Annotated in this window: 11 protein-coding genes; 8 read left to right on the top strand and 3 right to left on the bottom strand. The window is 60.2% G+C overall.

Annotation, left to right across the window (positions count from 1 at the left end):
• Nucleotides 1-33 precede the first annotated feature (33 nt).
• The 5 genes from HY011_10035 to HY011_10015 all read left to right on the top strand — a co-directional run bounded on the left by HY011_10035 (nucleotide 34) and on the right by HY011_10015 (nucleotide 9,048).
• On the top strand, nucleotides 34-1,395 hold the full coding sequence (locus HY011_10035) for a sigma-54-dependent Fis family transcriptional regulator (protein MBI3423268.1): 1,362 nt from the start codon (nucleotides 34-36) through the stop codon (nucleotides 1,393-1,395).
• Nucleotides 1,392-2,627, top strand: a complete 1,236-nt coding sequence (locus HY011_10030; protein MBI3423267.1) for a cation:proton antiporter — start codon at nucleotides 1,392-1,394, stop codon at nucleotides 2,625-2,627. Before HY011_10035 ends, HY011_10030 begins: the two co-directional genes overlap by 4 nt.
• A gap of 193 nt (nucleotides 2,628-2,820) precedes the next feature.
• The gene (locus HY011_10025) at nucleotides 2,821-5,268 is read left to right on the top strand and encodes a cation-transporting P-type ATPase (protein MBI3423266.1); all 2,448 of its coding nucleotides are present in this window, start codon (nucleotides 2,821-2,823) and stop codon (nucleotides 5,266-5,268) included.
• A gap of 540 nt (nucleotides 5,269-5,808) precedes the next feature.
• On the top strand, nucleotides 5,809-6,591 hold the full coding sequence (locus tag HY011_10020) for a response regulator (protein MBI3423265.1): 783 nt from the start codon (nucleotides 5,809-5,811) through the stop codon (nucleotides 6,589-6,591).
• Between the two features lie 183 nt (nucleotides 6,592-6,774).
• Nucleotides 6,775-9,048: a TonB-dependent receptor gene (locus tag HY011_10015; GenBank protein MBI3423264.1), complete on the top strand. Its 2,274-nt coding sequence runs from the start codon at nucleotides 6,775-6,777 to the stop codon at nucleotides 9,046-9,048.
• A gap of 40 nt (nucleotides 9,049-9,088) precedes the next feature.
• On the opposite strand, the gene HY011_10010 is transcribed toward HY011_10015, so the two are convergent.
• From HY011_10010 to HY011_10000, 3 genes are read right to left on the bottom strand one after another with little or no spacing between them, the layout of a single operon-like run.
• Nucleotides 9,089-9,625 (bottom strand): pyridoxamine 5'-phosphate oxidase family protein, encoded by a 537-nt coding sequence (locus tag HY011_10010; protein MBI3423263.1) that lies wholly within the window; start codon nucleotides 9,623-9,625, stop codon nucleotides 9,089-9,091.
• A gap of 15 nt (nucleotides 9,626-9,640) precedes the next feature.
• Complete coding sequence (locus HY011_10005) at nucleotides 9,641-10,228, bottom strand: hypothetical protein (GenBank protein MBI3423262.1); 588 nt, start codon at nucleotides 10,226-10,228, stop codon at nucleotides 9,641-9,643.
• A complete protein-coding gene (locus tag HY011_10000; GenBank protein MBI3423261.1) occupies nucleotides 10,225-10,752 on the bottom strand; it encodes a pyridoxamine 5'-phosphate oxidase family protein in 528 nt (175 codons plus the stop codon). The genes HY011_10005 and HY011_10000 overlap by 4 nt, the downstream gene beginning before the upstream one ends.
• A gap of 109 nt (nucleotides 10,753-10,861) precedes the next feature.
• Between HY011_10000 and HY011_09995 the strand changes: the two genes are divergently transcribed.
• From HY011_09995 to HY011_09985, 3 genes are read left to right on the top strand one after another with little or no spacing between them, the layout of a single operon-like run.
• The gene (locus HY011_09995; protein MBI3423260.1) at nucleotides 10,862-11,845 is read left to right on the top strand and encodes a YafY family transcriptional regulator; all 984 of its coding nucleotides are present in this window, start codon (nucleotides 10,862-10,864) and stop codon (nucleotides 11,843-11,845) included.
• Nucleotides 11,842-12,069, top strand: coding sequence for a hypothetical protein (locus tag HY011_09990; GenBank protein MBI3423259.1), 228 nt, complete (start codon nucleotides 11,842-11,844; stop codon nucleotides 12,067-12,069). The genes HY011_09995 and HY011_09990 overlap by 4 nt, the downstream gene beginning before the upstream one ends.
• Complete coding sequence (locus HY011_09985) at nucleotides 12,047-12,466, top strand: type II toxin-antitoxin system VapC family toxin (protein MBI3423258.1); 420 nt, start codon at nucleotides 12,047-12,049, stop codon at nucleotides 12,464-12,466. Before HY011_09990 ends, HY011_09985 begins: the two co-directional genes overlap by 23 nt.
• Nucleotides 12,467-12,475: the final 9 nt, after the last annotated feature.

The raw sequence follows: 12,475 nt of genomic DNA, 5'->3' as shown, positions 1-12,475 counted from the left end.
ACCTGACGACGCGGGTCGTGCCGTGAAAATATGATGAACAAAGCACGTTTGTTAATTGCCGAAGACGACGCCGATATGCGCGACCTGTTGCAGGAAGTGTTGGAAGAGGCGGGCCACGAACCCGTGCTGGCGGCGGATGGCCGGGCGGCCCTGGCCCTGTTGCAACGCGACCACGAACCGCTCGACCTGCTCATCACCGATGTGCAAATGCCATTGCTGAAAGGCGATGAATTGTTGCGCACCGCCCGCGCCCGGCGCGCCGAAGTTCCCGTCATCGTCATCACCGCGTTCGGTTCGGTGGAGCAGGCCGTCGAATTGGTCAAGGCAGGCGCGTTTCAATACGTCACCAAACCCTTCAAGACCGCTGAACTGCTCTCCACCATCGAACAAGCCCTCGAACGCAGCGCGCCGCAACGCGCTCAAGCACGCCTGCGCCGCGAAATTCCCACCACGCCCACACTCATCATCGGAGCCTCGCGTCCGATGCGCGAACTCTTTGATCTGATTGCGCGTGCCGCGCAAAGCAATAGCACCGTGCTCATCACCGGCGAATCCGGCACTGGCAAAGAGTTGGTGGCGCGCGCCGTGCACGAAGCTTCGGGACGCAAAGGAAATTTTGTCCCGGTCAATTGCGCCGCCATCCCCGCCGACCTGATCGAGTCAGAACTCTTCGGCCACACCGGTCAGGCCTTCACCGGCGCACGCCAAGCGCGCACGGGCCTGTTTGAAGCCGCCGATCACGGTACGCTTTTCCTGGACGAAATCGGCGAACTGCCGTTGTCAGTCCAACCCAAATTGTTGCGCGCCTTGCAAGCCGGAGCAGTGCGGCGTGTGGGTTCCGAGCACGAACGCGCGATTGAGGTGCGCGTCATCGCCGCCACCAACCGCGAGTTGGAAGAGGATGTGCACACCCGGCGTTTCCGCCAGGATTTGTATTGGCGTTTGAATGTCATCCACCTGCGCGTGCCGCCGTTGCGCGAACGCGCCTATGACATTCCGCTGCTGGTTGAACATTTCATCAGCCGCAGCGCCAACGCCTCCGGCCAGCCGCCGCTGGATGTGTCACCCGAAACGCTGGCCTTGCTGACGGCGTATTCATGGCCCGGCAATGTGCGGGAATTGGAAAACGCCATTGAGCGCGCCGCCGCCCTGACGCGCGGCGCGCAACTGACCCCCAATGATTTGCCCGACCGCATCCGGGCGGGCGGCGCGGCGGCCCGGCTCATCGCGCAATCCAGCGCACAGAATCTCACCCTGCGCGAACTGGAACGCGATTACATCCTGGAAGTGCTGCGCAAGACGGGCGGCAATAAATCGCGCGCGGCAGAAATGCTCGGCCTGGATCGCAAAACGCTCTATCGCAAGCTGGATGAATACCGGGCGGAAAGCGCATGACTGAATTTCTCACCACGGCGACAACGGCCGCGCCTGACAGCGGCGGTCACGGGGATTTTCTTTTCACCATCTTCGTGATGTTCGTCGCGGCCAAACTGGCGGCGGAACTCTTCGAGCGGCTGAAACAACCTGCCGTCGCGGGCGAAATCCTCGCGGGCGTCTTGATCGGGCCGAGCGTGCTGCATTGGGTCGCCCCGACCGATTTGACCAGCGTGCTCGCTGAAATCGGCGTCATCTTTTTGCTTTTTCTGGTCGGCCTTGAAACCAAACCGGCGGACATCTTCCGCGTTGGCGCACGGGCCTTGCTGGTCGCTGTGTCAGGGGTGATTGTGCCGTTTATCTTCGGGTATGCGGTGATGCGCCTCTGGGGCAAACCTACGATTGAAGCCGTCTTTGTCGGCGCGGCAATGGTCGCCACTTCGGTCGGCATCACGGCGCGCGTGCTGGGCCAGATGGGTCTGCTCAGCCTGGACGTCAGCCGCATCATTCTGGGCGCGGCGGTGATTGACGACATCCTGGGCCTGTTGATTCTGGCCGTCGTCAGCAGCATGGCCAAAGGCGGCGTCAATTACACCCACATCGCCACAACGGCGGCGCTGGCCATCGGCTTCACGCTTTTGGTGCTGCTGGTCGGCGCGCGCACGGTCAACCGCATCCGCCCGCGCATTGAACGCTTGAAAACCGGCCAGTCCTATTTGGTCTTCGGCCTGTCGCTCTGTCTGGGTTTGGCGGTCGTCGCCAACTACATCGGCGTGGCCGCGATCATCGGCGCGTTCCTCGCGGGCATGGCGCTTTCGGAATCCGCCGAAGGCACAGACATGCCGCAGCAAGCCGAAGCCGTCACCGAATTCCTGCTGCCCTTCTTTTTGGTCAACATCGGGATGCAGCTCAAGCTGGACGCCTTTTTGAATCGCGCGACGATTGGGCTGGCCCTGATCGTGACGCTGCTGGCCGTCATCTCGAAATTGATCGGTTGCGGCCTCGCCGCCTGGCCGCTGGGCAAAAAGAAGGCCGCGCAAGTCGGCATGGGCATGGTGCCGCGCGGCGAAGTCGGCATCGTCGTCGCGCAAATCGGCCTGAGCTTGGCCGCCGTCACGCCAGCGACATACGGCGTCGTGCTGTTTATGTCTATTGCGACGACGCTGATTGCGCCGCCCTTCTTGGTGCGGTTGTTTAAGGACGAAGTGCGCACCAACGAAGAAACCGTCTTTCCGCTATCGCAGATTTCCTAACAGGTCTGCCCCCGGCCTTGGCGCGCTTCTTTGTGCCGCTTCGTGAGGCTTGTATGTTCGACAAGCTGCCAGCTTGTCGAACACCGTAACGTCTTCGGGGGCAAGCAGTTGCTTGAAATCCATCGCATTTGCAATCCCCTCGAGCCTGGGACAAGCTTGGGCACGTTCAACTGGAGATTGCCCCATGAATGCGATGCCCGGACTATCCACCACCGAAGCGCAACAACGCCTCGCGCAACACGGCCCCAACGCACTTTCCGAACAACCGCCCAAGTCACTCTGGCAACGTTCCCTGCGCCAGTTTCAAAGCCCGTTGATTTACATTCTGCTGTGCGCGCTTGCCGTTGATCTGGTCATCTGGGTTGGCGCGGGCGCGCCCGGCTTGCCCCTTGAGTCACTGGCGATTGCCTTGATCCTGCTGCTCAACGCCGGCTTAGGTGTTTACCAGGAGAGCAAGGCCGAAACGGCCCTGGCGCGTTTGAAAGCACTGACCGCCGCACAAGTTTGGGGGTTGCGTGATGGCAGGCTGGTGCAATTGTCCAGCACCGCGCTGGTGCCTGGGGATGTGATTCGGTTGGAAGCGGGCGACCGCATCCCAGCGGATGGCGCCTGGCGCGAGGGCCAAGGCTTGCTGGTGGATGAAGCCGTGCTGACAGGCGAATCGGCACCGGTGGATAAAGCCGTCGCCAGCGAGACGTTCAGCGGCACGCTGCTCGTGCGGGGCAAGGGATATTTGGAAATCACGCGCACCGGCGCGGCCAGCACGATGGGCAAGCTGGCCGCGCTGCTCGGCCAGCTTGAAACCGAAAAGACGCCGCTCGAAAAACGCTTGGAGCTATTTGGCAACCAAATCGCGCGCGCGATCCTGGCGCTGTCAGTCTTAATCGTCATCGGCGGCCTTTTGGTCGAAGGTTGGGCGCGCGCCGGTCACGTACTCTTTTTCGCCGTCGCGCTGGCCGTCGCCGCCGTGCCCGAGGGTTTGCCTGCCGTGCTGACGCTGACGCTGGCCTTGGGCGTCGAACGCATGGCCAAACGCCAGGCCGTCGTGCGCCGCTTGAGCGCCGTCGAAGCGCTCGGCTCGGTCACCGTCATCGCCACCGACAAAACCGGCACGCTGACCGAAAACCGCATGACCGTAAAACATTTGGACACGCCCGATACGGCGCGCGCGCTGCACGCGCTGGTGCTCGCCAATGATGCCGAAACTGAGACCGGCGCGGGCGACCCGCTGGAACTGGCGCTGTTTGAATTCGCCCGCACGCACCAACTCGAAGCCGCGCAATTGCACGCCCGGCACGTGCGCCATAGCAGCGTGCCCTTTGACAGCGCCGCCAAGTTCATGCGCGCCACCGTGAAAGAAGCGGGCCAGTTGACCAGCTACGTTAAAGGCGCGCCCGAGGTGCTGTTGCAACGCAGCGTGTTGACCGAGGCGCAACGCCTGAACTGGGTGGAGAAAGCCGACGCTTACGCACACGAGGGCTTCCGCGTCATCGCGCTGGCGTGGCGCGCCGGCGAAGGCGAAGACGAATTGTCCTTTCTGGGTTTGGTGCTGCTCTGGGATCCGCCGCGTGCGGAAGTCCCGCCAGCTATCCGCCACGCGCAGGACGCAGGCGTTCGCGTCGTGATGATCACGGGCGATCATCCCGCCACCGCGCTGGCCATCGCCAACGAAGTCGGTATCCCGCCTGGCCGCGTGCTGACGGGCTGGGAACTGGAAACCTTCTCGGATGAAGTCTTGCGCGCAGCCGTCAAAGAAACCAACGTCTTTGCCCGCGTCGCCCCCGAACACAAACTGCGTTTAGTTGAAGCGCTGAAAGCCAATGGCGAGATCGTCGCCATGACTGGCGACGGCGTGAATGATGCGCCCGCCTTGAAACGCGCCGATGTGGGCGTGGCGATGGGCCAGCGCGGCAGCGACGTGTCGCGCGAAGTCGCCGATCTGGTATTGCTCGACGACAACTTCGCCACCATCGTCGCCGCGATTGAAGAAGGCCGCAGCATTTACGAGAACATCCAGACATTCATCCGTTTCCTGTCTGCCGCCAATCTGGCGCTGGTTTTGCTGGTCATCGGCGGCGCGCTCGGCTCGTTCGTGCGGGGCTTGCAAGAAGCGGGCGGCGGATTGTTGCTGCCGCTCACGGCGATTCAATTGCTCTGGCTCAACGTCATCACCAACGGGCCGCCCGCCATTGCGCTGGGCCTGGATCGCAACCACGGTGTGATGGCACGCGGCCCACGCGACCCGCGCGCGCCGTTGCTGGATCGGGCCTCGCTGCGGTTCGTCGTCCTTGCGGGCGCGGCCCAAGCCATCATCGGCGGTCTGTTGCTGTTGCGCCTGCCGCATTACGGCTATGACGATGTCGCGGTGCGCAGCGCGTTATTTTTGTATGCGTGCAGCGCACAATTGCTGTTTGCTTACCCGGCGCGCCGCGTCAAGGTCGAGCCGCTGCCAAACGCGGCCTTGCACTTCGCGGTGCTGCTGGGCGCGGGCTTGCAGGCGTTGGTCGTGCTTTGGCCGACTTTGCGCAGGGTGTTGGGGTTGACGCTGCCGAATGTCGAAATGCTGGGATGGATCGCCTTGACCGTGGCCTTGGGTTGGTTTGTGGCGGAACTGACCAGCCGGGTGCTTCGCCTGGCTTAAGTTAGCAGGTGTACGAGCGAAAAGGTCGCCGCCACACAAACGTGAGAATTGTGCGCCAGACTGAAGCTGCCTTCATGGCCGGTTGCTTTAACGGCTCTTCACCTGCCTCGGGCTGACCTAGCGCCTGTGGTGGCCCTTCCAATCCATCAACACTCCAGTCAACACGAACGTTAAGCGTCGTGAGCAAAAGCTAGCAGCCGCTGAGCAGGAGAAACTCGCCATTCACCTGCAATCAGCGACAGATCATTAATTACTGATTGCTGCCCTTGCCTAAGCCCGCCTACGATTTCGCTCTCAAGCATAGTTAGAAACAGATGAAGTATGAGGATGCCGGTAGCGGCTTAGCCCACTTTGCCGAGGCTCATTACAGGAGCGGCATCTTGATCATGGCAGCGTTCGTTTCTCACACACGAACAACTGGGTCTGCGATGCGCAACTTGGATGGAGGTGCTCACTTTGGAAAGTACTGTTACCAATGGCAAGCGCGAACGCACACCACAGTGACCGGTTTCGTCGGGAACCAGCTTACAGGAGTTGCGCATGAACCAGAAATTACGCGTCGTAATTGCGGACGACGAACGCCCCGCGCGTTCGTTCCTCGCCGCGTTGCTGCGCGGATTTGAAGATGTCGAGTTGATCGGCGAAGCCGCCACGGGTACGGAGGCGCTCGAATTGATTGAAAAACGCCGCCCTGACCTCGCGCTGCTCGATTTACAGATGCCGGAACTGGACGGCCTGGGTGTGGTGCGGTTGCTCAAAAAAAAACGGCTGCCGCTGATCGTCTTCGTCACAGCCTACGACGCATACGCCGTGCGCGCGTTCGATTTGAATGCCGTGGACTATCTGCTCAAGCCGGTCGAGGCCAAGCGTTTGCGCGACACGCTCAATCGCGCGCAAGAGCGCCTGGAGCGCGCGGAACTCAAGCGGGAAGCGGTCGCCAATGTACGCGCGGCGGCTGATGCATACGATGCCGCGACTCGCCCGGCACGACTCGAACGCATTCCCGTGCGCCAGAAAGACGCGATTGTCATCATCCCGGTTGACGAAATTGCGTCCATCGTGGCCGAAGCCGAGATACTGCATCTAACGACGATTCACAACGAGAATTACACGATTATTTATCGCTTGAAAGATTTGGAGGCGCGGCTCGACGCGGCGCGTTTCGTGCGGCTGGGACGCGGGGCGCTCGCCAATCTCACCTTGATCCGCCGCGTGAATGCGCTGCCGGGCGGCACGTATCTCGTGACCTTGAGCACCGGGCAGCAACTCAATGTCAGCCGCATTCAATCCCGTATTTTGCGCGAGCAGCTTTTACGGCTTTGACCGCAGTTGCTGCTCGTCCGAGCCATCCGACCATTTGTCCACGCCAACCAGCGCTTCATTGAAAACCGGATGCTGTTTATCCGCCTTTCGCCTAGCATCCGGTGGTTCAATCACGACTTGGCAAACTTAATGTCCCACATTTCCAATGCTGCGGCCTGCGCAGCCGAAGGAGGAGGATTCTTAATGCTTATCAAAAAACCTAACGCCAACTTTGCGTGGCTCATATGCGGTCTGCTGCTGCTGACCGTCGGCGTCTTTGCGCAAGCGGCCAATGCAGCCCAAGCGGAAAGCACGCTCAACAGCACGGCGACTGTGCCAACAAGCTGGCCAATTCATAGCCCTGGCTTACCCCAGTCGAACGGCACGCTCAAAGGCAAAGTGACACTCGGCGACAACGAAAAAGCTGTCCACGGCGTGCACGTCATGATTCTGCAACTGAAACGTTCGACCGAAACGGATGATGACGGAAAGTATGAGTTTCAGAACATCCCGCCCGGCAAGTATGACGTGACGGCGCATCTGGAAGGAACGCCTGATGTCGTGCAACAGGTGGATGTCGGCAACAGCGGGGCAACCGCTGATTTCAAGATCAAGCTCGGCGCCTTGCGTGAGCAGGTCACAGTCACGGCGACCGGCAGCGAAGAGACGACCTTCAACTCCATTCAATCGGTGACCATCATCGGCTCGCTGGATTTGGCGAAGAAGAATCCGATTAGCTTAGGCGAAGCGCTCGACAACGAGTTGGGCGTAGCCAAACGCAGCTTCGGCCCTGGTTCGGCGCGCCCGGTGATTCGCGGCTTTGATGGAGACCGCGTGCTGGTTTTGAAGGACGGTGAGCGCATCGGCGCGCTCGGCTTCCAATCAGGCGACCATGCTGAGCCGGTTGACATCCTGAGCGTGGATCGCGTCGAAGTGGTCAAGGGCCCCGCGACCTTGCTCTATGGCTCCAGCGCCATCGGCGGCGTGGTCAACGCCATCGCCGGTCACGATGAAGCGCATCCGGGTATACGCGGTTTCTTCACCGCTTTGGGTAGTAGCAACAATTGGCAAGGTGGCGGCAGCGGCGGGATCGAGTACGGCACCAAGAATTGGCTGGTGTGGGGCAATGGCGGAGCGCAGCGCGCGGGCGAGTACGACACGCCACTTGGCCGCGTGCGCAATTCTTACGCGCGCAACGCCAACGGCGCGGGCGGCTTGGGCTACTTCTCTGGCAAGGGCTGGTTTAGCGCCGACTACGCGTATGACAATCGCCGCTATGGCATCCCCTATGACCCGAACGAGGCAGCGCCGGAGATCGTTTACCTGACGCCGCGCCGCCAGAGTGTGCAAGGGCGCTTTGGGCTGCGCGATTTGGATTCATTCGTCAACAGCATGCAGTTCTCGCTGCAATACAATAATTACCGGCACGATGAAGTCGCCGCCGACACGGGCGCAATCAACACTGCGTTTAAGAACAAGACGCTGGTCTATCGCGGCGTCTTCGATGAGCGGCGCACGGGCAAATTGTCAGGGAGCTTCGGCTTCTCAGGTTATTACCGCGATTACACTTCCGCTGGCGCAGAGGCGCTGGCGCCGCCCACGACACAGAATTCTTTCGCGGCGTTTACTCTCCAACGGGTTGACTTCGAGCACATCGGCTTTCAATTCGGCGGACGTGTCGAGCACAACGGTTACGACCCACAGGGCTTGCGCGACCGTTCGTTCACCGGCTTTTCGGGCGCGGTGGGCTTTCGTGTTCCGCTGCCCCAGAGCACGGCCTTCGTCGCCAATTACACGCATTCGTACCGCGCGCCCGCGCTCGAAGAGCTATACAACCACGGCCCGCATCCGGGCAACGCGACCTTCGAAATCGGCAACGTGAATCTCAACCGCGAGAGCACTGATGGACTCGATGTGGGCTTGCGGCACTCTTCCGAGCGGCTGCGCACCGAGTGGAATGTCTTTTACTATCACATCCGCGACTTCATCTTTCTCGCGCCGACCGGCAATATCGAAGACGGTTTGATCGAGGCCGACTACGACCAGGGCAAGAGCCGGTTCGTCGGCACGGAAGCGCGCTTCGAGGCCGGGTTGACGCGCAGCTTTTGGCTGCTTTCAAGCCTCGATTACGTCAACGCCAAACTGACTGAACTCAAAACGCCACTGCCGCGCATCCCGCCGTTGCGCGCACACGCCGGGTTCGAATGGCTTTATAAAGAATTCCGCTTCAACCCGGAAGTGGTGATGGCACGCGATCAGAACCGCGTCTTCACGACCGAAGAGAAGACCGCCGGTTACGCGACGGTGAATGTGACGGCTTCCTACACGCTGGCCAGCCAGCATCGGGCGCAGATCGTCTCGGTCAATGCGTTCAACCTGAACAACAAGCTCTATCGCAACCACCTCTCGTTCATCAAAGATTTTGCGCCGGAAATTGGGCGCGGCGTGCGGGTGGTTTATACGATTCGATTCTTCTGATCCATCATCAGACAACTGTCTTTTAACCGGCGGGAGAAGCTCATGATTGCAGCCAGAAACGTGTCGCGTCTTTGGGAAATTGCATCCAGGCTAACACCTTCTGCGGGCGAAAAACCCACACGTTTTCGCCCGCTTCGTATTCCTCCGGCGTCGGCGCATAGCCGTATTTCCGGCGCGAGATTTCAAGCAGGCGCAACGTCAACGGGCGCTCTGGCGCGGCCAGCTTATGCGCCGCGCCGTGCAGAATGACGACATCGGAACCGCTTTCGAGATGAATGCACACCGCCGAATTCGCGGCTAGATTGCGTTGGCGGCGCGAAGTCGCGCGACCGCCAAAGTAGAGCCGGTCATCCAACCACAAGCCCCAGACCGGCGTCGCGTGCGGCTCGTAATTGGGGCCGACGGTACAGACCCAATAGTTCTGCGCTTCGTTCATGCGTTCGACGACGTGCGGCCAGGGCAGCAGGCCTTTCTTGTCTGTAGGCACACCGTAACCGGGCATGTGCGGGCGGTCAGCAATTGGGCCGCTGGGTGACGCGGCTTGTTTTTTCGGCACAGCACGTTTGGTGGTTTTCATGTTTTCAACTCACGGTTAGCGCCTATACAAGGCCACGAGTGCGGCCAGGGCGGCATCCTTCTGGTCTTTGCCCCACGGTGGGCCAGCGGCTTTGCCAAGTGCTGCAATTTGCCTTAACAAGCTGTCCGCCGAAGCTCCAAACGACTGCTCGGCGTATTGCGTCAGCGACTTTTCCGGGATGGCGACCAGCTTTAGCCCGCAGCTTTCAGCGGCGTGCGCCAGCGCCTCCCGAAACAAAACTCCTTCGGCTTTGTGCATGCGGAAGTGCACGGCGAGGATTTCAGCAATGTTCCAATCAGGCATGGGATTGGCCGTGAGCACCGCGCAGCCGCACACCTCGTTTTTTCGTGCGTGTTCGCGCTTGAGCATGGCGCGCAGCTCGCGCAACGCAATCCGCTGCGCAGCGGCAACACCGCGTGTGACCAAGTCGCGCGCGTCCGCTAGCGGCAAGTTTTCGGCAGCGTGATAGGGCTGCTTGGCCCATTCGTCATCAACTAACTCAATGCGCCGCCGCTCAACGATTACGCAACCGTCAGCGTCCTCGCCGAGAACGATCAGCGCCGCCCAGCCTGAATGCGCTTTTAAACCAAAGGCCACTTTCATTGATCCGCGCCTCCCTCCGTCACTTCTACCGCCTTGCCATCAATTCCCTGGCGGAAGGTGTGCACCGCTTCGCCCGCGCGCCATTTTTGCATCACCCGCGCCGCCGCTTCGGTTTTGAAATGGCCCGCGCTCTGCACTTCCACGGCAAACAGTTCAAAGGGCATGCCTTCAGGGCTCCAGCCAATTTTTGCGTTCAGTCCCTCGCAGTAACGCTGACGTTCTGCGGCGTCCAGCACATTGCGCGCGCACCCGTGCAGCTTGAATTCGCCTTCGGTGGCGTGCCGGTCGCTGATTGTGCTGTGCACTGTGCAGCGCGGGTCGCGCAGCAAATCAGCCACTTTGAACGATTGCGGCATCATGCCCAGATACAATTCGCCCGCCAGCAACAGCGGCTCAACTGGCGAGATGCGCGGCGAACCATCTTTGCGCAGCGTGCCAACCAGCACAACGCCGCTTTTGTCAAAGAGCGCCTCGGCCGCCTCGGCCAACGCGGGCGCGGCGGATTTGAATGCAGCCCAGTTCATGTTTGTCGCCTCCGGTTAGGGTGTGGCAGAAAAATACGCGCCCATTCCTGACATCATCTGTCATATTGCCGCAGTAAAATTGCACATCCTCAAAGAAAGGTACATGGCGATGCGAGCCGACCGACTGATCTCGATTCTGCTGTTGCTGCAAATCCACACGCGCATCACCGCGCGCGCGCTGGCCGAACGGCTGGAAGTTTCCGAACGCACGATCCTGCGCGATATGGAAGCCTTGAGCATCGCGGGCATTCCCGTCTTTGCCGAACGCGGCACGGGCGGCGGCTGGTCGTTGACCGAAAATTACCGCACCAATCTGACTGGGCTGAACGAAGCCGAAGTGCAGGCGCTCTTTCTGACGCGCCCCGCACGCTTGCTGGCCGATCTGGGTTTGGCGAAGGCTGCGGACGGCGCGCAGATCAAGCTGCTGGCCGCGATTCCGGCCAACGCCCGCCACAACGCCGAACAGGTTAGCCAACGCATTTATGTGGACGTGGCGGGCTGGCAGCGCGCCGACGAAGCCGTGCCCTGCTTGCCGGTGATTCAGGAAGCCGTCTGGCAAGAGCGCAAGTTGCGCATCAGTTATCAGCGTGGCGGGGGCGGTGATGAATGCGGCGTCGAACGCATCGTCGAACCGCTCGGCCTGGTTGCCAAAGGCAGCGTGTGGTACTTGCTCGCCGCGATTGACGACGCTATTCGCAACTATCGAGTCTCGCGTGTGCGGATAGCAGAGTTGTTGGATGAGGGTTTTGTGCGTCCTGCCGATTTCGATCTGGCCGCGACGTGGCAGCAATCCAATGTGGAATTCAAAGCGAAGTTCCCGCGCTATCCGGTCACGCTGCGCGTGCATCCTGACGCCCTCTGGCGACTGCAATTCGCCGGGCGCTTTGCCAGCGTCGAGCACGTGGGTAAACCGGAGGCGGATGGACGGATCACGGTGCAGATGAATTATCAGGTGGCAGAGAATGCTTGCGGGAATTTGATTGGCTTGGGCGCACAGGTCGAGATTGTGGAGCCGGTGGAATTGCGGGAGATGCTGGTGGCGTTGGCGCGGAGCGTGCTGGCATTTTATACTTTAATTGAGGAGGCCAAATGACCACCAAAGAAATGCTTCACGGTGAAATCGAAAAGCTAAGCCCAACGCAACTGACTAAGCTATATGCCATCGTCAAAAAGCTGGCGGAACCAGTTGCTGCCATGCCTAACGCAACGCTGATGGCCCGCTTAAAGCAGATTGAAATTGATGCGCCAGCAGATTTTTCAGTGAACTTCGAGCTTTACCTGACTGGGGCGGAAGATGACCAATCGCATTCTGATTGATACGGTCTTTGTCTTGGCGCTGATCAACAAGCGCGATCAATATCACCAACGTGCAACCGAGTTGGCAGACTTTTACGATGGTCATCCGCTCGTCGTAACCGAGGCTGTCTTGCTGGAAATCGGCAATGCCTTGGCTCGTAATTTCAAAACGCAAGCGGTCGAGGTAATTGAAGGATTTCGGCTCTCGGCCGAAGTTGAAATTGTGCCGCTCAACCCTTCCCTGTTTGAACAAGGATTCGAGCTTTACAAAGGGTATCGAGACAAGGAATGGGGTCTGGTGGACTGCCTTTCTTTTATCGTCATGCGCCAAGCAGGTATGACCGAAGCCCTGACCTTCGATCAGCATTTCGTACAAGCTGGGTTTAAGGCGTTGATGCGCGACGATTCAGGCAATTGATGCATGCCG

Source organism: Acidobacteriota bacterium, assembly GCA_016196035.1.
Classification (GTDB): domain Bacteria; phylum Acidobacteriota; class Blastocatellia; order RBC074; family RBC074; genus JACPYM01.
The sequence above is the reverse complement of the archived record's forward strand: the minus strand, read 5'-3'. Positions and strand labels throughout refer to the sequence as shown.

Excerpts from the sequence above, each read along its gene's own strand:
- HY011_10035 (MBI3423268.1), top strand. The coding sequence starts at position 34 with ATGAACAAAGCACGTTTGTTAATTGCCGAAGACGACGCCGATATGCGC.
- HY011_10030 (MBI3423267.1), top strand. The coding sequence starts at position 1,392 with ATGACTGAATTTCTCACCACGGCGACAACGGCCGCGCCTGACAGCGGC.
- HY011_10025 (MBI3423266.1), top strand. The coding sequence starts at position 2,821 with ATGCCCGGACTATCCACCACCGAAGCGCAACAACGCCTCGCGCAACAC.
- HY011_10020 (MBI3423265.1), top strand. The coding sequence starts at position 5,809 with ATGAACCAGAAATTACGCGTCGTAATTGCGGACGACGAACGCCCCGCG.
- HY011_10015 (MBI3423264.1), top strand. The coding sequence starts at position 6,775 with ATGCTTATCAAAAAACCTAACGCCAACTTTGCGTGGCTCATATGCGGT.
- HY011_10010 (MBI3423263.1), bottom strand. The coding sequence starts at position 9,625 with ATGAAAACCACCAAACGTGCTGTGCCGAAAAAACAAGCCGCGTCACCC.
- HY011_10005 (MBI3423262.1), bottom strand. The coding sequence starts at position 10,228 with ATGAAAGTGGCCTTTGGTTTAAAAGCGCATTCAGGCTGGGCGGCGCTG.
- HY011_10000 (MBI3423261.1), bottom strand. The coding sequence starts at position 10,752 with ATGAACTGGGCTGCATTCAAATCCGCCGCGCCCGCGTTGGCCGAGGCG.
- HY011_09995 (MBI3423260.1), top strand. The coding sequence starts at position 10,862 with ATGCGAGCCGACCGACTGATCTCGATTCTGCTGTTGCTGCAAATCCAC.
- HY011_09990 (MBI3423259.1), top strand. The coding sequence starts at position 11,842 with ATGACCACCAAAGAAATGCTTCACGGTGAAATCGAAAAGCTAAGCCCA.
- HY011_09985 (MBI3423258.1), top strand. The coding sequence starts at position 12,047 with ATGACCAATCGCATTCTGATTGATACGGTCTTTGTCTTGGCGCTGATC.